Source organism: Hydrogenophaga flava NBRC 102514 (genome assembly GCF_001571145.1).
Taxonomy (GTDB): Bacteria; Pseudomonadota; Gammaproteobacteria; order Burkholderiales; family Burkholderiaceae_C; genus Hydrogenophaga; species Hydrogenophaga flava.
This window is the reverse complement of sequence record NZ_BCTF01000007.1, coordinates 143666-162219: the sequence shown is the minus strand read 5'-3', so window position 1 is coordinate 162219 and position 18554 is coordinate 143666. Positions and strand designations below refer to the sequence as shown.

Here is an 18554-nt window from a genome sequence, read left to right as displayed (position 1 = left end):
GAACCCATGAAACACGTTGCCGTTCTGGGCGCAGGCCGCATTGGCCGCATCCACGCCACCAACCTCGCCGCCCAGCCGGGCGTGAAGCTCAAATATGTCTGCGACGCCGTGCCGGCCGCCGCGGCCGATCTGGCCCATACCCTGGGTGCCCAGGCCACCGATGTCGACACCGTGTTCGCCGACCCGGGCATCGACGCCGTCGCCATCTGCTCGCCCACCACCACCCACAGCGACCTGATCGCGCGCGCCGCCGCCGCGGGCAAACACATCTTCTGCGAGAAGCCGGTCGACCTGTCGGTGCCGCGCGCCGAGGCCGTGGCCCAGGCCGTGGCCGCCGCCGGCGTGGGCTGCATGATCGGTTTCCAGCGCCGCTTTGACCCGACCTTCAACGAGGCCCGCCGCCGCATGGACGCCGGCGAGATCGGCACGCCCGAGATGATGGTGATCACCAGCCGCGACCCCGGCGCCCCGCCGGTCGAGTACATCAAACAATCCGGCGGCATCTTCCGCGACATGCTGATTCACGACTTCGACGTGTTCCGGTGGATCCTCTGCGCCGACGGCGACGAGGCCGCCTGGCTGAGCGCCACCGGCTCGGTGCTGACCGACCCGGCCGTGGGCGCCGCGGGCGACTTCGACTGCACCGCCGTCACCATCCGCACGCACAAGGGTCGCCTGTGCCAGATCAACACCACGCGCCGCGCCGCCTACGGCTACGACCAGCGCTTCGAGATGCTGGGCTCGGCCGGTCTGCTGCAATGCGGCAACCACACGCCCACCGAGGTGCAGCACTGGGGCGCCAACGGCATCCAGGCCGACAAGCCCGAGGCCTTCTTCCTGCAGCGCTACGCCGCCGCCTACCGGCTGGAGATCGAGCACTTCTTCAGCTGCCTGCAGTCGGGCCAGCCCTTCAAGACCACGGTGCAGGACGGCGTGATGGCGCAGAAGCTGGCAGACGCCGCCACGCAGAGCGCGACCACGGGCCAGCCCGTCACGTTCTGAAGGCCGCACGCATGAGCACCAAGATCCTCAACGTCGGCATCGCCGGCCTGGGCCGGCTGGGCAAGCGCCATGCGCAGCAGCTGGCCCGCAACACGCCGGGCGCGCGCCTGGTTACGGCCTGCAGCCCCGTCGCTTCCGAACTCGACTGGGCGCGGCAGGAGCTGGGCATCACCCGCTGCCACGAGACGCTGGAAACCATGCTGGCGGATGCCGACATCGACGCCATCGTGCTGGTCACGCCGACCACGCTGCACGCCGACCAGACCAGCGCCTGCCTGCGCGCGGGCAAACACGTCTTTGTGGAAAAGCCGCTGTCGCTCGACGTGGCCACCTGCGAAGCGGTCGAGGCCGTGGCCAAGGACCATCCGGACCTGGTCGCCATGGTCGGCTTCGTGCGCCGCTTCGACCCCAGCTACGCCGAGGCCAAGGCCGCCATCGACAAGGGCGATCTGGGCAGGCCGTTCCTCGTGCGCTCGCAGACCTGCGACCAGAACGACGAGACGGGCTTCTTCGTGCGCTTTGCCGAGTCGTCGGGCGGCATCTTCATGGACTGCAGCGTGCACGACATCGACCTCGCACGCTGGATGCTGGGCAACCCCAAGGCCACGCGCGTGTTCGCCAGCGGCACCATCGCCATCCACGAAGGCCTCAAGCCCTTCGGCGACGTGGACAACGGCCTGGCGATTGTCGAGTTCGAGGGCGGCCAGCGTGCGGTGTTCTACGCCAGCCGCACCATGCCGCACGGCCACGAGACCACCACCGAGGTGATCGGCACCGCCGGCACGCTGCAGGTGGGCATGGGCGCGCACCTGAGCCGCGTGCAGTACCGCGACGCGGACGGCGTGGGCCACCGCGCCCTGCCGGATTTCTTCGCGCGCTTCGGCGACGCCTTCCGGCTGGAGATGGAGGCCTTCGTGGCGGCCTGCCGCGGCGAGCGCCCGGCGCCGCTGACGCTGAATGACGCGACCGAGGCCACGCGCATCGGTCAGGCGATCACGCAGTCGCTGCGGACCGGTCTGCCGGTGAGCTGCTGAAGCGCCACTCCACCACCAGCGCCATGGACTGGCCTGGCGCCACCTCGGTCCAGCCGGGCTGGCCGGGCAGGTGCGCGGCGTCGATGGGGTGGCTGATCGGCTCGAAGCAGAACACCGGCGGTTCAGCCGGCGCGTAGAGCAGGCAGTCCGGGCGCGCCTGCGATCCGTCGGGCAGTGTCAGCGTGCTGTGCATGCGCAGCGCCAGGTCGCGCTCGGGCCATTCGATCAGCGCCTCACCGTCCCAGCCACCGAACCCGTTGTCGATCACGAGGCGGTCCACCAGCGCGCCCTGGCCGAGGTTCCAGCCCTCGGGAAAGTCGGTGGTGTAACCGGTCGGGATCTTGTCGGGCCGGGCCAGCCACACGCCATCGACGCGGGCGCTCAGGCGGCACGCGGGCGTGCGCGTGAACCAGGGGTGCTGGGCCAGGCCGAAGGGCAGCGGATGTTCGCCCCGGTTGGTCACGCTCAGCGACTGGTCCATGCCTCCGTCGACCAGGGTGAAGGACTGGCTGGCCTCGTAGTGGTAGGGGCTGCCGCCAAAGCCCGCGCTGCGCAGCTGCATATGCACGCCGTCCTCGCTGGAACGGGTCAGCTGCCAGGGCTGCAGCCAGCCGTCGCCGTGGATCGGGTACGGGTCGTCGGGCGTGTTGGGCGCCAGCGCATGGAAGCGCCCGGCGTGCTCGAAGCCACCGCCGCTGATGCGGTTGGACCAGGGCAGCAACGGGTAGCTGGCCAGCGCCTGCATGCGCGGGGTGCGGCCGTCCCACGCCCGCCAGAGGTCGACCGGCTCACCATCGCGCACCCACTGCCAGGCCACGACACCGCCGCCGGCACCGGGCATCACCGCCAGCCGCTGCGCGTGCTGCTCAATCCAGTGCACACCGCCAAAACTCTGTTCGCCCATGGTCTGCTCCTGTGGTGGGTGCGTTGAAGATCAGCCGGCGAAGGGCGACGCGGGAAGGCCCGCCACACCCGGCCGCACGGCGAACAGGCCGCCGGCCAGCGGCTCGCGACCCAGCGCCGCCTCGTCCAGGCTGAAGCGCGCGGAGGTGATGAACAGGGTCGAGAGGTCCGGCCCGCCGAAGGTGCACGAGGTCACCCGGCTCACGGGCAGGCGCACCCGGGCCAGCTCCTGCGCGGTGTCGGGGTCGTGGCAGGTGACGCAGCCGCCGCCCCAGTGGCAGATCCACACCCGGCCGAGCGCATCGGTGGTCATGCCATCGGGCACACCGTCCTCCGGCGCGAACTGCAGCCAGAGACGGCGCCCGCTGATCTCGCCGGTGTCGGGATCGCTGTCGTAGGCCAGCACCTGGCCGTTGACGGTGTCGTTGAACAGCATGGTCCGGCCCTGGGCGATCCAGGTCGGGCCGTTGGTGACGGCAAAGCCTTCGTCCATGCGCACCCAGGCGCCGTCGGCCGCGACGCGGTAGAGCGAGCCGGTGGGCAGCGCGCAGCCGAAGTCCATGCTGCCCATCCACCAGCGTCCCGCGGCGTCGCAGCGGGCGTCGTTGAAGCGGTTGCCGCTGCGTTCGGGTTCGGGCTGGCCCAGGTAGCGCGGGGGCACGCCCGGCTGGTCGGGGTTCCAGAACGCCGGCCCCCGGCGCAGCGCGATCGCCAGGCCCTCGCCGGTGCGGCGCTCGGCCAGTGCGGACACCTCCTCGTCAAAGGTCCAGCTCTGCTGCGCGCCGGTGGCGGGGTCGAGCCGGTGGATGTGGCGCGAGAGGATGTCGACCCAGAACAGGCACCGCCGGGTCACCGACCAGAGCCCGCCCTCGCCCAGCACCGCCGATGCCGGCCAGAGGCAGCGCACCTCGTCGGTCACCTGAAAGGGCTCGCGGTGGGCGGGTACGGAAGGCAGGCGCGGCATGGTGTCTCCAGGGGGCGGGGCTTGACGTTCGGCGCATTATGCGTTCAGATTGATATCTGTTTGATTGCAATTTTGATTTTTTAGATACCTATTTATATATGTCATCCACCAGCAACCCCGACGTCCCCGCTGCCAACCCGCAGGCCGCCCGCTACCCCAGCCTGCAGGGCCGCCGGGTGTTCGTCACCGGTGGCGCCACCGGCATCGGTGCGGCGGTCGTGGCGGCCCTGGCCCGCCAGGGCGCCCAGGTCGCCTTTGTCGATGTGGCGGCGTCCGCCGCCGAAGCACTCTCGCAGCAACTGGCCGACGAGGGGCATGCCCGCCCCTGGTGGCGCGCGGTCGACGTCAAGGACATCGCCGCGCTGCAGGCCGCCATCGCGGACGCGGCGACCGCCCTGGGCGACTTCGGCGTTCTGGTCAACAACGTGGCCAGCGACGACCGCCACCGCCTGGAAGACCTCACGCCTGCCTACTTCGACGAGCGCATGGCCGTGAACCAGCGCCCCGCCCTGTTCGCGGTGCAGTCGGTGGTGCCCGGCATGCGCCGCCTGGGCGGCGGCTCGGTGATCAACTTCGGCTCCATCGGCTGGCAGACCAAGAACCCGGACTACCCCTGCTACGCCATCGCCAAGTCGTCGGTCAACGGGCTCACCCGCGGGCTGGCCGCCTCGCTGGGCAAGGACCACATCCGCGTCAACACCATCACGCCGGGCTGGGTGATGACCGAGCGGCAGGTGCGGCTGTGGCTGGACGCCGCGGGCGAACAGGAGATCGCGCGCAACCAGTGCCTGCCCGACCAGCTGCGGCCGGACCACGTGGCCAGCATGGTGCTGTTCCTGGCGGCCGACGATTCGGCCATGTGCACCGCACAGGAGTTCGTCGTCGACGGCGGCTGGACCTGAAATCAAATCAGGCTGACAGCCTGATGCCGTACTGCGTGAGACAGGTTTGTTTCAGCACCTTCATCATCACCTTGGCCCCCGGCGAGAGCAGGCGGTCGGTGCGGGTGATGAGGCCGAAGGCGTCCATGTGGCAGGGCATGTCCATCGGCAGCACGCTCAGCAGCCCGTGCGAGGCGTAGTAGTTCGCCACCTCGCTCGCTACCACACCCACCATGTCGCTCTGCTGCAGCATGCGCGTCATGAACAGCAGGGCCGAGGTCTCGATGGTGTTGATCGGCGGGCTCAGGCCCTCCTGCTGGAACATCAGGTCGAAGCGGTGGCGCAGCACGCTGCCGGCCGGCGGCACGATCCAGCCCGCGCCGTGCACGTCGCGCAGGCTCAGGTTGCTCACCCCCATCAGCGGATGCCCTGGGCGCGTCACCGCGGACACCAGTTCCCCGGTCAGCGGCTCGTAGGCCAGGTTGCCCTTGTCGTGTTCGGCGAACAACCGCCCCACCACGATGTCCAGCTTGCCCTGCTCCAGCCGGTCCAGCAGCACCGGGCTGGTCTCGATGTCCAGCGAGATGCGCAGGTTGGGGTGCTCCTGCTTCACCAGCGCCACCGCCGGCGGCAGCAGACTCAGGCCGGGCGAGGTGACGGCGCCGATGCCCACCTGGCCGAAGTGGCCGGTCTTGAGGGCCACCAGCTCGTCGTGCGCCTGGTTCAGGCTGGCCAGCGCCATGCGCGCGTGGCGGATCATGGTCTCGCCGTACCAGGTCGGACTCATGCCCCGGGGCAGGCGCTCGAACAACGGCACGCCCAGCACATCCTCCAGATCCTTGAGCAGCTTGGACGCGGCCGGCTGGGTCATGCTCAGCACCTGGGCCGCGCGGTGGATGTTGCCCTCCTCGGCCAGGGCCACCAGCAACAGCAGCTGGCGGGTCTTGAGCCGGGCGCGGATGAACCAGTGGTTGTAGTTGCTCATCAGGGGTTTTCGAGAATGCCAAGAAAGATATCAATTTTGTCTGAAAAACGATTGGATTGATATTAAAAACGCTCCTAGACTGCCGCCCAACGTCACACAAGGCAGCAGCAATCCCATGAAACTCGGCGAGATCCGGCAACAGCCTCGGCACCTGATCAATGGCCGCTGGGTCAGTGGTGCCACCACCGGCATCAGCATCAACCCATCGGACACGCGGGAGGTGGTGGCCGAGTTCGCCCGCGCCGACCGCAACCAGACCGAACTGGCGATTGCCGCCGCCGTCGACGCCCTGCCGCAGTGGAGCCTGAGCACCCCGCAGCGCCGCGCCGACGCGCTGGACATGGCCGGCAGCGAGCTGCTGGCGCGCAAGGAAGAGCTGGGCCAGCTGCTGGCGCGCGAGGAAGGCAAGACCCTGCCCGAAGCCATCGCCGAGGTCGCCCGCGCTGGCAACATCTTCAAGTTCTTCGCCGGTGAGGCGCTGCGCATCGGCGGCGAGACCCTGGCCTCGGTGCGCCCCGGGGTGCAGGTGGACATCACCCGCGAGCCGGTCGGCGTGGTCGCGGTGATTGCGCCCTGGAACTTCCCCTTCGCCATTCCCGCCTGGAAGATCGCGCCCGCCCTGGCCTATGGCAACACCGTGGTGTTCAAGCCGGCCGAGCTGGTGCCCACCTGCGGCTGGGCGCTGGCCGAGATCCTCAACCGCTGCGGCCTGCCCGCCGGCACCTTCAACCTCATCATGGGCAGCGGCCGCGAGGTCGGCCAGACTTTGGTGGAGCACCCGCGGGTGAACGCGGTGAGCTTCACCGGCTCGGTGTCCACCGGGCGCCGCATCCTCGCCACCACCGCCGCGCGCCAGGCCAAGGTGCAGCTGGAGATGGGCGGCAAGAACCCGCTGATCGTGCTGGCCGACGCCGACCTGGACCTGGCGGTGGACTGCGCGCTGCAGGGCTCGTACTTCTCCACCGGCCAGCGCTGCACCGCGTCCAGCCGCCTGATCGTCGAGGCACCGGTGCACGACGCCTTCGTCGCCCGGCTGACCCAGCGCCTGGCCGCGCTGAAGGTGGGCCACGCCCTCACCCGCGGCACCGAGATGGGCCCGGTGGTCGACGGCGCCCAGCTGGAGCAGAACCTGTCCTACATGGCCATCGGCGCGGACGAAGGCGCCGAGCACGTTTTCGGCGGCGAGCGCCTGGAGCGCGAGACCCCCGGCCACTACATGAGCCCCGCGCTGTGGCTGGCCGAACCCGGGCACCGCATCGCCCGCGAAGAAATCTTCGGTCCCATCGCCTGCGTGCTGCGGGCCGACGACTACGGGCACGCGCTCGAACTGGCGAACGACACGCCGTTCGGTCTGTGTGCCGGCCTCTGTACCACCTCGCTCAAACACGCGACACACTTCCGTCGCCACGCGCAGGTGGGCATGACCATGGTGAACCTGCCGACCGCCGGCGTGGATTTCCATGTTCCGTTCGGCGGACGCAAGGACTCCAGCCACGGATCCCGGGAACAAGGCCGCTACGCGGCGGAGTTCTATACCACCGTCAAGACCAGTTACATGCTGGCCTGACCTCTCGTTTCAACCACCCTCAGACAGGAGACAGACAACATGAAACAAATGCAACGCCGCACCCTGGTGACCGCCATGGCGGCCGCACCCTTGGCCCTGATGCTGCCCGGAGGCGCCTTCGCCCAGAAGCCCATCGTGCTGGGCTTCAGCCAGATCGGGGCCGAGTCGGAGTGGCGCACCGCCAACTCCGAGTCCATCAAGTCCTCGGCCAAGGAAGCCGGCATCGACCTGAAGTTCGCCGATGCCCAGCAGAAGCAGGAGAACCAGATCAAGGCCATCCGCTCGTTCATCGCCCAGAAGGTCGACGTGATCGCCTTCTCGCCGGTGGTGGAAAGCGGCTGGGGCGCCGTGCTGCGCGAAGCCAAGGCCGCCAAGATCCCGGTGATCCTGACCGACCGCGCCGTCAACGAGAAGGACGAGTCGCTGTGGGTCACCTTCATGGGCTCGGACTTCGTGGAAGAAGGCCGCAAGGCTGGCCGCTGGCTGGTCGAGAAGATGAAGGACCAGAAGGGCGAGGTCAACATCGTCGAGCTGCAGGGCACCGTGGGCTCGGCACCGGCCATCGACCGCAAGAAGGGCTTCGAGGAAATCATCAAGGCCGATCCGAAGTTCAAGATCATCCGCAGCCAGACCGGCGACTTCACCCGCGCCAAGGGCAAGGAAGTGATGGAAGCCTTCCTGAAAGCCGAGGGCAAGAAGATCAACGTGCTCTACGCGCACAACGACGACATGGCCATCGGCGCGATCCAGGCCATCGAGGAAGCCGGCATGAAGCCCGCCAAGGACATCACCATCATCTCGATCGATGCCGTGAAGGGTGCCTTCGAAGCCATGATCGCCGGCAAGCTGAACGTCAGCGTCGAGTGCAGCCCGCTGCTGGGCCCCCAGCTGATGGCCGCCGTCAAGGACCTGAAGGCTGGCAAGACGCTGCCGCGCCGCATCGTGACCGAAGAAGGCATCTTCCCCATGGAGACCGCCGCCGCCGAGTTCCCCAAGCGCAAGTACTGACCTGATTCCCGCCGCACCCGCGGCACCCACAACAACCAACCCGCCGCGCGGACGACCGCGCGGCACCACCACACCGAGGAGACCCACTTGAACACCCCGAACCGCCGCCACGTCCTCTGCGCCGTCGCACTGGCCGCCGCCGCCTTCACCACCGGCGCCTTCGCGCAGGACAAAGGCACCATCGGCATCTCCATGCCCACCAAGTCGTCCGCGCGCTGGATTGCCGACGGTGACAACATGGTCAAGGTCCTCAAGGACCGCGGCTACAAGACCGACCTGCAGTACGCCGAAGACGACATCCCGAACCAGCTGGCGCAGATCGAGAACATGATCACCAAGGGCGTGAAGGTGCTGGTGATCGCCTCCATCGACGGCACCACGCTGTCCAAGGCGCTGCAGAACGCGGCCGACAAGGGCGTCAAGGTCATCGCCTACGACCGACTGATCAAGGGCAGCAAGAACGTCGACTACTACGCCACCTTCGACAACTTCCAGGTCGGCGTGCAGCAGGCCACGTCCATCGTCGACAAGCTCGGCCTCAAGCAGGGCAAGGGCCCGTTCAACATCGAGCTGTTCGGCGGCTCGCCCGACGACAACAACGCCTTCTTCTTCTACGACGGCGCGATGAGCGTGCTCAAGCCCTACATCGACAGCGGCAAGCTGGTGGTGCGCAGCAAGCAGATGGGCATGGACAAGGTCGGCACGCTGCGCTGGGACGGCGCCGTGGCCCAGGCCCGCATGGACAACCTGCTGTCGGCCTTCTACGGCAAGGACAAGGTGCATGCCGTTCTGTCTCCCTACGACGGCCTGTCCATCGGCATCCTGTCCTCGCTCAAGGGCGTGGGCTACTGCACGGCGCAACAGCCCTGTCCCATCGTCAGCGGCCAGGACGCCGAAGTGCCCTCGGTCAAATCCATCCTCAAGGGTGAGCAGTACTCCACCATCTTCAAGGACACACGCGAGCTGGCCAAGGTCACGGCCAACATGGTGGACGCCACGCTCTCGGGCAAGCAGCCCGAGATCAACGACACCAAGACCTACAACAACGGCGTGAAGGTGGTGCCCAGCTACCTGCTCAAGCCGGTGCCGGTCGACGCAAGCAACTGGAAGAAGGTGCTGGTGGACAGCGGCTACTACAAGGAATCGCAGCTCAAGTAAGTGGTCTGCCGCCGGGAGCCTGACCGACAGGGCTCCCGGCCCCCTGTGTACCGAGGAATCCGCCTTGCAAACCCTTCTGGAAATGCGGTCCATCCGCAAGACCTTCCCCGGCGTGGTCGCGCTCAACCAGGTCAACCTGCGCGTGCGCGCCGGCGAGATCCATGCCCTGGTGGGTGAAAACGGCGCCGGCAAGTCCACGCTCATGAAAGTGCTCTCGGGGGTCTACCCCTCGGGCAGCTACACCGGCCAGATCCTGTTCGACGGCCAGGAGCGCCACTTCGGCGGCATCCACGACAGCGAGCAACTGGGCATCATCATCATTCACCAGGAGCTGGCCCTGGTGCCGCTGCTGTCGATCACCGAGAGCGTGTTCCTGGGCAACGAGATCGCACACCGTGGCGTGATCGACTGGATGGCCGCGCACCGCCAGACGCAGGAGCTGCTGCGCAAGGTGGGCCTGCGCGAGTCGCCCTCGACCCGCATCACCGACCTGGGCGTGGGCAAGCAGCAGCTGGTGGAGATCGCCAAGGCGCTGTCCAAGCAGGTCAAGCTGCTGATCCTGGACGAGCCCACGGCCAGCCTGAACGAAAACGACAGCCAGGCCCTGCTGGACCTGCTGCTCGAACTCAAGGCGCAGGGCATCACCTGCATCCTGATTTCCCACAAACTCAACGAGATCGCCCGCGTGGCCGACTCGGTGACCATCCTGCGCGACGGCAGCACGGTCGAGACCATCGACTGCCAGGGCGCACCCGTCAGCGAAGACCGCGTGATCCGCGGCATGGTCGGCCGCGAAATGGCCGACCGCTACCCGCGCCGCACGCCCGACATCGGCGAGACCGTGTTCGAGGTGCGCGACTGGCGCGTGCACCACCCGCAGCACGTCGACCGCGAGTTCATCAAGGGTGTGAACCTGCAGGTGCGGCGCGGCGAGATCGTCGGCATCGCCGGCCTCATGGGTGCCGGCCGCACCGAGTTCGCCATGAGCGTGTTCGGCCGCGCCTGGGGCCAGCGCATCAGCGGCGAGGTGCGGCTGCACGGCAAGCCCATCGACGTGAGCACCGTCGGCAAGGCGGTCGCGCACGGCCTGGCCTACGTGACCGAAGACCGCAAGGGCAACGGCCTGGTGCTGGCCGAAGACATCCAGTTCAACACCTCGCTCGCCCGCCTGGAGGCCGTCTCGCGCGCCGGCGTCATCGACGACGGCCGCGAGTACAGCGTGGCCCAGGGCTACCGCGAGAAGCTGCGCATCCGCTGCTCGGGCGTGGGCCAGAAGACGGTCAACCTCTCCGGCGGCAACCAGCAGAAGGTGGTGCTGAGCAAATGGCTCTTCACCGAACCCGAGGTGCTCATCCTCGATGAGCCCACGCGCGGCATCGACGTGGGCGCCAAGTACGAGATCTACACCCTCATCGCCCAGCTGGCGGCCGAGGGCAAGTGCGTGATCGTGATCTCTTCCGAAATGCCCGAACTGCTGGGCCTGTCCGACCGCATCTACGTGATGAACGAAGGCCGCTTCGTCGCCGAGATGCCGGTCGCCGAGGCCTCCCAGGAAAAGATCATGCGCGCCATCGTGACCAGCCACTGAACCCCATGGAACAACAACAAACCTCCCTTGCGACCCGTGCGGCGCCGTCCGACAGCCGATCCGTGCTGGACTTCCTAAAGCACAACTTCCGCGAGTACGGCATGCTGATCTCGCTGGTCGCGATCATGGCCTTCTTCCAGGTCATGACCGACGGCACGCTGATGCAGCCGCTGAACCTGACCAACCTGGTGCTGCAGAACAGCTACATCGTCATCATGGCGCTGGGCATGCTGCTGGTCATCGTGGCCGGCCACATCGACCTCTCGGTGGGCTCGGTCTGCGGCTTCATCGGCGCGCTGGCCGCCGTGCTGATGGTCACCTACGAGTGGCACTTTGTGCCCGCCTCGCTGGTGTGCCTGCTGGTCGGTGGCGTGATCGGCGGTGCGCAGGGCTGGTTCGTGGCCTTCTTCCGCATCCCTTCCTTCATCGTCACCCTGGCCGGCATGCTGGTGTTCAAGGGCCTGGCACTGGCGCTGCTGCAGGGCCAGTCCATCGGACCCTTCCCCGAGTCGTTCCAGATGCTCAGCTCCGGTTTCATCCCGGACCTGTTCAGCGGCGAAAGCCTGCGCCTGACCTCGCTGCTGATCGGCGTCGCGGCCGCCGCGCTGCTGGCCCTGTCCAGCCTGCGCGCACGCAACAACCAGCTCAGGCACGGCATCGAGACCGAACCCTTCGGCCTGTTCGCGCTCAAGCTGGCCGTGTTTGCCGGCCTGCTGGTGTTCTTCAGCTACATGCTGGCCTCTTACAAGGGCCTGCCCAACGTGCTGGTGGTGATGGCGCTGCTGATCGTGGCCTTCGACTTCCTCACCTCGCGCACCATCGTCGGCCGCCGCATCTACGCGCTGGGCGGCAACGAGAAGGCCGCCCGCCTCTCGGGCATCAAGACCGAGCGCCTGACCTTCTACACCTTCGTCACCATGGGCGTGCTGGCCGCGCTGGCCGGCCTGGTCTTCGCAGCGCGCCTGAACACGGCCACCCCCAAGGCCGGCCTGGGCTTCGAGCTGGACGTGATCGCGGCCTGCTTCATCGGCGGTGCCTCGGCCTCGGGCGGCGTGGGCAAGGTGATGGGCGCGGTCATCGGCGCCTTCATCATGGGCGTGATGAACAACGGCATGTCCATCATGGGCATCGGCATCGACTACCAGCAGGTCATCAAGGGCCTGGTGCTGCTGGCCGCCGTGTTCGTGGACGTCTACAACAAGAACAAGGCATGAGCACCCCGGCAAGCTCTCCGGTGCTGCAACTCTCGGGCGTGGGCATGCGCTTCGGGCGCACCACCGTGCTGCAGGACGCGCAGCTGCGCCTGTTCCCCGGCGAGGTCCATGCGCTGATGGGCCAGAACGGCGCCGGCAAGTCGACCCTGATCAAGGTGCTGACCGGTGTGGTCACGCCCGTGGCCGGGCAGATGCGCCTGGGCGACGACACGGGCTGGCCGGCCTCGCCGCTGCACGCGCAGCAGCAGGGCATCAGCACGGTCTACCAGGAGGTCAACCTCTGCCCCAACCTCACGGTGGCCGAGAACATCTTCGCCGGCCGCTACCCGCGCCACCCGGCGTGGCAGGGCCGCCGCATCGACTGGGCGGCCACGCGCGAAGGCGCCCGCCGCCTGCTGGCGCGTGTGGGCCTGGACATCGACGTCACCCGGCGCCTCTCGGACTACCCGGTGGCGATCCAGCAGCTGGTGGCGATTGCGCGCGCCCTGGGCATCGACGCCCGCGTGCTGATCCTCGACGAACCCACCTCCAGCCTGGACGACGACGAGGTCAAGGGCCTGTTCCAGGTGCTGCGGCGCCTGCGCGAGGAAGGCCTGGCCATCCTGTTCGTCACCCACTTCCTGGACCAGGTCTACGCCATTTCCGACCGCATCACGGTGCTGCGCAACGGCCGCTGGATCGGCGAGTGGCTCACGCGCGACCTGCACGCGCAGGGCCTGATCGAGGCCATGGTGGGCCGCGAGATGGGTCCGGCCACGGCGCCCGCTGCGGCCAGTGAGGCATCGGCCAGCGACACCCCGGCCCTGCTGCAGACCGAGGGTCTGGCGCGCGCCGGCAGCATCCAGCCGACCGACCTGGCCATCCGCCCCGGCGAGGTGCTGGGCATCGCCGGTCTGCTGGGCGCGGGCCGCACCGAGCTGGCGCGCCTGCTGTTCGGCCTGGACAGCCCCGACGCCGGGGTGCTGCGCATCGACGGTGAGGTCACCCGTTTTGACAACCCGGTCGACGCCATCGCGCGCGGCCTGGCCATGTGCCCCGAAGAGCGCAAGACCGAGGGCATCTTTGCCGACCTCTCGGTGCGCGAGAACATCGCCATCGCGCTGCAGGCCATGCGCGGCCTGCGCCACCCGCTGCCGCTGGCCGAGCAGCGCGAGATGGCCGAGCGCTACATCGCGCTGCTGGGCATCCGCACACCGGGCGCCGAGACGCCGGTGGGCCAGCTCTCGGGCGGCAACCAGCAGAAGGTGGTGATCGCGCGCTGGCTGGCCACCGCGCCGCGCCTGCTGATCCTGGACGAGCCCACGCGCGGCATCGACGTGGCGGCCAAACAGGAAATCATGGACCAGATCCTGCGCCTGGCCGCGCAGGGCATGGCGGTGGTCTTCATCTCGTCCGAGATGAGCGAGGTGGTCCGGGTGTCGCAGCGCATCCTGGTCCTGCGCGACCGCCGCCCCATCGGCGAGCTGCCAGCGGGCAGCAGCGAAGACGCCGTGTACGAACTGATTGCCGACGAACATGCCTGAAACCCCTTCTCGGATGAGCGCCCTGCTGGGCCACCGCCTCACCTGGCCGCTGGTCACGCTGGCCCTGCTGCTGCTGGTCAACGTGGTGGCCAACGAGCGCTTCCTGCACATCGAGTGGCGCGACGGCCACCTCTACGGCAGCCTGATCGACATCCTCAACCGCGCGGCGCCGCTGATCCTGGTCTCGCTGGGCATGACCCTGGTGATCGCCATGCGCGGCATCGACATCTCTGTCGGCGCCGTGGTCGCGATCTCGGCCGCCGTGGCCGCCTGGATGATCGGCGGCTCGGTCGACGGCGCCACCACGCGCCTGCCGCTGGGCGTGGCCATCACCGGCGCGCTGGCGGTGGCCATGCTGTGCGGATTGTGGAACGGCACCCTGGTGGCCGGCATCGGCATGCAGCCCATCATCGCCACGCTGATCCTGATGGTGGCGGGCCGCGGCATCGCCCAGCTCATCACCGACGGCCAGATCATCACCATCTACTACCAGCCCTACTTCTTCATCGGGGGTGGCTACCTGCTGGGCCTGCCGTTCTCGCTGTTCGTCTGGCTCGGGGTGCTGGCCTTGCTGGCCGGGCTGCTCTACAAGACGCCGCTGGGCGTGTTCGTGCAGGCGGTCGGTGTCAACCCCGCGGCGGCGCGCGTGGCCGGCATCCGCGCGCGGCAGCTGACCACGGCGGCCTATGTGTTCTGCGGCTTCTGCGCCGGTGTGGCGGGCCTGCTGATCAGCTCCAACGTCAAGAGCGCCGACGGCAACAACGCCGGCCAGCTGATGGAGCTGGACGCCATCCTGGCCGTCACGCTGGGTGGCACCTCGCTGGCCGGTGGCCGCTTCAGCCTGCTGGGCACGCTGATCGGCGCGCTCATCATCCAGACCCTGACCTACGCCATCTATTCGCTGGGCGTGCCGCCCGAGATCAACCTGGTGGTCAAGGCAGCGGTGGTGTTCGTGGTGATGCTGCTGCAGTCGCCCGAGTTCCGCGCCCAGGTGTGGGCGCTGGCCCGCCGCCCGTCGGTGTCCGGAGGTGCCGCATGAGCGCCACACCGAATGCCCTGCGCCGCCTGGACCTGCGCTTCCTGCCGCTGGCCGCGACGGTGGGCCTGTTCCTGCTGATGGGGCTGGCCGGTTCGCTGAGCTACACCGGCTTCTTCTCGGCGCAGGTGTTCCTGAACCTGCTGATCGACAACGCCTTCCTGCTCATCGTGGCGGTGGGCATGACCTTCGTCATCCTCAGCGGCGGCATCGACCTCTCGGTGGGTTCGGTGGTGGCGCTCTCGACCATGGTGCTGGCCACCCTGATCGAGCACCACGGCTGGTCGCCGCTGCCCGCCATCGGCGTGGTGCTGGTGATGGGCGTGTCCTTCGGCGCCTTCATGGGCTTCCTGATCGAGCGCTTCCGGCTGCAGCCCTTCATCGTCACGCTGGCGGGCATGTTCCTGGCGCGCGGCCTGTGCTACCTGATCAGCATCGACTCGATCAGCATCGGCAACGAGGCCTATTCGAACCTCGCCTACTGGCGCCTGGAACTGGCCGAGGGCGCCTCGATCAGCCTGGGCGCGCTGATCGCCATCGCCTGCCTGGCGCTGGCCCTGTTCGCGGCCCACAGCAGCACCTTCGGCCGCACGGTCTACGCCATCGGCGGCAGCGAACACTCGGCCATCCTCATGGGCCTGCCGGTGCGGCGCACCCTGGTCGGCGTCTACGCGGTCTCGGGCCTGTGCGCGGCGCTCGGCGGCGTGGTCTTCACCTTCTACACGCTCTCGGGCTACGGCCTGCACGCCGTTGGCATGGAGCTGGACGCGATCGCCGCCGTGGTGATCGGCGGCACGCTGCTGACCGGCGGCGTGGGCTACGTCTTCGGCACGCTGTTCGGCGTGCTCACCCTGGGCCTGATCCAGACCCTCATCACCTTCGACGGCACGCTCAGCTCCTGGTGGACGCGCATCGTCGTCGGCCTGCTGCTGTTCCTGTTCTGCCTGCTGCAGCGCCTGATGGTGCGCCGCCCCGGCGCCGGCTCCCACTAAACCCCCACCCCACCGCACACCACCATGTCCGACAAACCACGCAAGCTGCGCTCCACCGAATGGTTCGGCAGCGCCGACAAGAACGGCTTCATGTACCGCAGCTGGATGAAGAACCAGGGCATCCCCGACCACGCGTTCGATGGCCGCCCCATCATCGGCATCTGCAACACCTGGTCCGAGCTGACGCCATGCAACGCGCACTTCCGCAAGCTGGCCGAACACGTCAAGAAGGGTGTGCTCGAAGCCGGCGGCTACCCGGTGGAGTTCCCGGTGTTCTCCAACGGCGAGTCCAACCTGCGCCCCACCGCCATGCTCACGCGCAACCTGGCGTCGATGGACGTGGAGGAAGCGATCCGCGGCAACCCGATCGACGCGGTGGTGCTGCTGGTGGGCTGTGACAAGACCACGCCCGCGCTGCTGATGGGCGCGGCCAGCTGCGACGTGCCCGCCATCGTGGTGACCGGCGGCCCCATGCTGAATGGCAAGCTCGAAGGCAAGAACATCGGCTCGGGCACGGCCGTGTGGCAGCTGCACGAATCGCTCAAGGCCGGCGAGATCAACATGCACCAGTTCCTCGCGGCCGAGGGCGGCATGTCGCGTTCGGCCGGCACCTGCAACACCATGGGCACGGCCTCGACCATGGCCTGCATGGCCGAGGCGCTGGGCACCTCGCTGCCGCACAACGCCGCCATCCCCGCCGTGGACGCGCGCCGCTACGTGCTGGCCCACATGTCGGGCCAGCGCATCGTCCAGATGGCGCACGAAGACCTGCGCCTGTCCAAGATCCTCACCCGCGAGGCTTTTGAAAACGCGATCCGCACCAACGCCGCCATCGGCGGTTCGACCAATGCGGTGATCCACCTCAAGGCGATTGCCGGCCGCATCGGCGTGGAGCTGGAACTCGACGACTGGACCCGCATCGGCAAGGGCACGCCCACGGTGGTGGACCTGCAGCCCTCGGGCCGTTTCCTGATGGAGGAGTTCTATTACGCGGGCGGCCTGCCGGCCGTGCTGCGGCGCCTGGGCGAGAACAACCTGCTGCCGCACCCGGATGCGCTCACCGTGAACGGCAAGAGCCTGTGGGAGAACGTGGCCGACGCGCCGCAGTACAACGACGAGGTGATCCGCCCGCTGGACAACCCGCTGGTGCCCGACGGCGGCATCTGCGTGCTGCGCGGCAACCTGGCGCCGCGCGGCGCCGTGCTCAAGCCCTCGGCCGCCTCGCCGCATCTGCTGCAGCACCGCGGCCGCGCCGTGGTGTTCGAGAACCTGGAGCACTACAAGGAACGTATCGTCGACGAAGACCTGGACATCGACGAGACCTGCGTGATGGTGCTCAAGAACTGCGGCCCCATGGGCTACCCCGGCATGGCCGAGGTGGGCAACATGGGCCTGCCGCCCAAGCTGCTGCGCCGGGGCATCAAGGACATGGTGCGCATCTCCGACGCGCGCATGAGCGGCACCGCCTACGGCACCGTGGTGCTGCACGTGGCGCCCGAGGCCGCCGCCGGTGGCCCGCTGGCCGCCGTGCACGATGGCGACTTCATCGAACTCGACTGCACCACCGGCCGCCTGCACCTGGACATCAGCGACGAGGAACTGGCCGCGCGCCTGGCCCAGGTCACGCCGCCGGAACACGCCATGAACGGCGGCTACCAGCGCCTCTACGTCAACCACGTGCTGCAGGCCGACCAGGGCTGCGACTTCGAATTCCTCGTCGGCTGCCGCGGCTCGGCCGTGCCCCGCCATTCGCATTGAGAGAGACCATGACCGCCTCCGCCCGTGCGCCGCGCTACCGCGGCATCTTCCCGGTGGTGCCCACCACCTTCACCGAATCAGGTGAACTCGACCTGCCGAGCCAGAAGCGCTGCCTCGATTTCATGATCGACGCCGGCGTCGACGGCCTGTGCATCCTGGCCAACTTCTCCGAACAGTTCTCGCTCTCGGACGACGAGCGCGAAGTCCTCACCCGCACCTGCCTGGAACACGTGGCCGGCCGCGTGCCGGTGATCGTGACCACCACGCACTACGGCACCTCGGTCTGCGCGGCCCGCAGCAAGCGCGCGCAGGACATGGGCGCGGCCATGGTGATGGTCATGCCGCCCTACCACGGAGCCACCTTCCGCGTGCCCGAGGCGCAGATCTATGAGTTCTACGCCCGCGTGTCCGACGCCATCGGCATTCCCATCATGGTGCAGGACGCGCCGGCCAGCGGCACGGTGCTCTCTGCCCCGTTCCTGGCCCGCATGGCGCAGGAGATCGAGCACCTGGCCTACTTCAAGATCGAAGTGCCCGGCGCCGCCAGCAAGCTGCGCGAGCTGATCCGCCTGGGCGGCGACGCCATCGAAGGGCCGTGGGACGGCGAGGAAGCCATCACCCTGCTGGCCGACCTGGACGCGGGCGCCACCGGCGCCATGACCGGCGGCGCCTTTCCCGACGGCATCCGCCCGATCATCGAGGCGCACCGCAGCGGCGACATGAACCAGGCGTTTGCGCTCTACCAGCGCTGGCTGCCGCTGATCAACCACGAGAACCGCCAGGGCGGCATCCTCACGGCCAAGGCGCTGATGAAGGAAGGTGGCGTGATCGCCTGCGAGGCAGGCCGTCATCCCTTCCCGGCCATGCACCCCGAGGTGCGGCGCGGCCTGATCGACATCGCGCGCCGACTCAACCCCATGGTCCTGAACTGGGCGCGCTGA

General features: G+C 68.4%; 16 protein-coding genes. 13 read left to right on the top strand and 3 right to left on the bottom strand.

Features of this window, described 5'->3' with window-relative positions; all coding sequences use genetic code 11:
• Positions 1-6 precede the first annotated feature (6 nt).
• Entirely contained in the window at positions 7-1002 is a 996-nt protein-coding gene (gene iolG, locus HFL01S_RS08505) for an inositol 2-dehydrogenase (protein WP_066257357.1), read from the top strand.
• A gap of 11 nt (positions 1003-1013) precedes the next feature.
• The gene (locus tag HFL01S_RS08500) at positions 1014-2036 is read left to right on the top strand and encodes a Gfo/Idh/MocA family protein (RefSeq protein ID WP_066257355.1); all 1023 of its coding nucleotides are present in this window, start codon (positions 1014-1016) and stop codon (positions 2034-2036) included.
• Here HFL01S_RS08500 and HFL01S_RS08495 read toward each other — a convergent pair.
• Together HFL01S_RS08495 and HFL01S_RS08490 are read right to left on the bottom strand one after the other, a co-directional pair.
• Positions 1996-2940, bottom strand: coding sequence for an aldose 1-epimerase (locus HFL01S_RS08495; protein WP_066257353.1), 945 nt, complete (start codon positions 2938-2940; stop codon positions 1996-1998). The two genes, HFL01S_RS08500 and HFL01S_RS08495, sit on opposite strands and share 41 nt — an antisense overlap.
• Positions 2941-2970: 30 nt before the next feature.
• Positions 2971-3903 carry an SMP-30/gluconolactonase/LRE family protein gene (locus tag HFL01S_RS08490; protein ID WP_066257351.1) on the bottom strand — a complete coding sequence of 311 codons (933 nt, stop codon included), beginning with the start codon at positions 3901-3903 and terminating at the stop codon, positions 2971-2973.
• Between the two features lie 98 nt (positions 3904-4001).
• Here HFL01S_RS08490 and HFL01S_RS08485 point away from each other — a divergent pair, with 98 nt between their 5' ends.
• Complete coding sequence (locus HFL01S_RS08485) at positions 4002-4805, top strand: SDR family NAD(P)-dependent oxidoreductase (RefSeq protein ID WP_066257349.1); 804 nt, start codon at positions 4002-4004, stop codon at positions 4803-4805.
• Between the two features lie 7 nt (positions 4806-4812).
• Here the strand turns inward: HFL01S_RS08485 and HFL01S_RS08480 are convergent, their stop codons facing one another.
• Positions 4813-5769: a LysR substrate-binding domain-containing protein gene (locus tag HFL01S_RS08480; RefSeq protein WP_066257347.1), complete on the bottom strand. Its 957-nt coding sequence runs from the start codon at positions 5767-5769 to the stop codon at positions 4813-4815.
• 115 nt (positions 5770-5884) lie between these two features.
• Here HFL01S_RS08480 and HFL01S_RS08475 point away from each other — a divergent pair, with 115 nt between their 5' ends.
• From HFL01S_RS08475 to HFL01S_RS08430, 10 genes are all read left to right on the top strand, one after another.
• A complete protein-coding gene (locus HFL01S_RS08475; protein ID WP_066257345.1) occupies positions 5885-7336 on the top strand; it encodes an aldehyde dehydrogenase family protein in 1452 nt (483 codons plus the stop codon).
• Between the two features lie 39 nt (positions 7337-7375).
• The gene (locus HFL01S_RS08470) at positions 7376-8344 is read left to right on the top strand and encodes an ABC transporter substrate-binding protein (RefSeq protein ID WP_281179900.1); all 969 of its coding nucleotides are present in this window, start codon (positions 7376-7378) and stop codon (positions 8342-8344) included.
• 87 nt (positions 8345-8431) lie between these two features.
• A complete protein-coding gene (gene chvE, locus HFL01S_RS08465; RefSeq protein ID WP_066257337.1) occupies positions 8432-9502 on the top strand; it encodes a multiple monosaccharide ABC transporter substrate-binding protein in 1071 nt (356 codons plus the stop codon).
• 82 nt (positions 9503-9584) lie between these two features.
• Complete coding sequence (mmsA, locus tag HFL01S_RS08460) at positions 9585-11090, top strand: multiple monosaccharide ABC transporter ATP-binding protein (protein ID WP_066257336.1); 1506 nt, start codon at positions 9585-9587, stop codon at positions 11088-11090.
• 5 nt (positions 11091-11095) lie between these two features.
• The gene (gene mmsB, locus HFL01S_RS08455; protein WP_066257334.1) at positions 11096-12304 is read left to right on the top strand and encodes a multiple monosaccharide ABC transporter permease; all 1209 of its coding nucleotides are present in this window, start codon (positions 11096-11098) and stop codon (positions 12302-12304) included.
• On the top strand, positions 12301-13827 hold the full coding sequence (locus HFL01S_RS08450; protein ID WP_066257333.1) for a sugar ABC transporter ATP-binding protein: 1527 nt from the start codon (positions 12301-12303) through the stop codon (positions 13825-13827). Before mmsB ends, HFL01S_RS08450 begins: the two co-directional genes overlap by 4 nt.
• Positions 13820-14866: an ABC transporter permease gene (locus tag HFL01S_RS08445; RefSeq protein ID WP_066257330.1), complete on the top strand. Its 1047-nt coding sequence runs from the start codon at positions 13820-13822 to the stop codon at positions 14864-14866. Before HFL01S_RS08450 ends, HFL01S_RS08445 begins: the two co-directional genes overlap by 8 nt.
• Positions 14863-15855, top strand: coding sequence for a galactofuranose ABC transporter, permease protein YjfF (gene yjfF / locus HFL01S_RS08440; protein WP_066257327.1), 993 nt, complete (start codon positions 14863-14865; stop codon positions 15853-15855). The genes HFL01S_RS08445 and yjfF overlap by 4 nt, the downstream gene beginning before the upstream one ends.
• 24 nt (positions 15856-15879) lie before the next feature.
• The gene (locus HFL01S_RS08435) at positions 15880-17613 is read left to right on the top strand and encodes an IlvD/Edd family dehydratase (RefSeq protein ID WP_066257324.1); all 1734 of its coding nucleotides are present in this window, start codon (positions 15880-15882) and stop codon (positions 17611-17613) included.
• An 8-nt stretch (positions 17614-17621) separates the two neighbouring features.
• Positions 17622-18554 (top strand): dihydrodipicolinate synthase family protein, encoded by a 933-nt coding sequence (locus tag HFL01S_RS08430; RefSeq protein WP_066257317.1) that lies wholly within the window; start codon positions 17622-17624, stop codon positions 18552-18554.

Excerpts from the sequence above, each read along its gene's own strand:
- HFL01S_RS08480 (WP_066257347.1), bottom strand. The coding sequence starts at position 5,769 with ATGAGCAACTACAACCACTGGTTCATCCGCGCCCGGCTCAAGACCCGC.
- HFL01S_RS08450 (WP_066257333.1), top strand. The coding sequence starts at position 12,301 with ATGAGCACCCCGGCAAGCTCTCCGGTGCTGCAACTCTCGGGCGTGGGC.
- mmsB (WP_066257334.1), top strand. The coding sequence starts at position 11,096 with ATGGAACAACAACAAACCTCCCTTGCGACCCGTGCGGCGCCGTCCGAC.
- HFL01S_RS08500 (WP_066257355.1), top strand. The coding sequence starts at position 1,014 with ATGAGCACCAAGATCCTCAACGTCGGCATCGCCGGCCTGGGCCGGCTG.
- HFL01S_RS08430 (WP_066257317.1), top strand. The coding sequence starts at position 17,622 with ATGACCGCCTCCGCCCGTGCGCCGCGCTACCGCGGCATCTTCCCGGTG.
- HFL01S_RS08445 (WP_066257330.1), top strand. The coding sequence starts at position 13,820 with ATGCCTGAAACCCCTTCTCGGATGAGCGCCCTGCTGGGCCACCGCCTC.
- HFL01S_RS08485 (WP_066257349.1), top strand. The coding sequence starts at position 4,002 with ATGTCATCCACCAGCAACCCCGACGTCCCCGCTGCCAACCCGCAGGCC.
- HFL01S_RS08495 (WP_066257353.1), bottom strand. The coding sequence starts at position 2,940 with ATGGGCGAACAGAGTTTTGGCGGTGTGCACTGGATTGAGCAGCACGCG.
- HFL01S_RS08475 (WP_066257345.1), top strand. The coding sequence starts at position 5,885 with ATGAAACTCGGCGAGATCCGGCAACAGCCTCGGCACCTGATCAATGGC.
- iolG (WP_066257357.1), top strand. The coding sequence starts at position 7 with ATGAAACACGTTGCCGTTCTGGGCGCAGGCCGCATTGGCCGCATCCAC.
- HFL01S_RS08490 (WP_066257351.1), bottom strand. The coding sequence starts at position 3,903 with ATGCCGCGCCTGCCTTCCGTACCCGCCCACCGCGAGCCCTTTCAGGTG.
- HFL01S_RS08435 (WP_066257324.1), top strand. The coding sequence starts at position 15,880 with ATGTCCGACAAACCACGCAAGCTGCGCTCCACCGAATGGTTCGGCAGC.
- HFL01S_RS08470 (WP_281179900.1), top strand. The coding sequence starts at position 7,376 with ATGAAACAAATGCAACGCCGCACCCTGGTGACCGCCATGGCGGCCGCA.
- mmsA (WP_066257336.1), top strand. The coding sequence starts at position 9,585 with ATGCGGTCCATCCGCAAGACCTTCCCCGGCGTGGTCGCGCTCAACCAG.
- yjfF (WP_066257327.1), top strand. The coding sequence starts at position 14,863 with ATGAGCGCCACACCGAATGCCCTGCGCCGCCTGGACCTGCGCTTCCTG.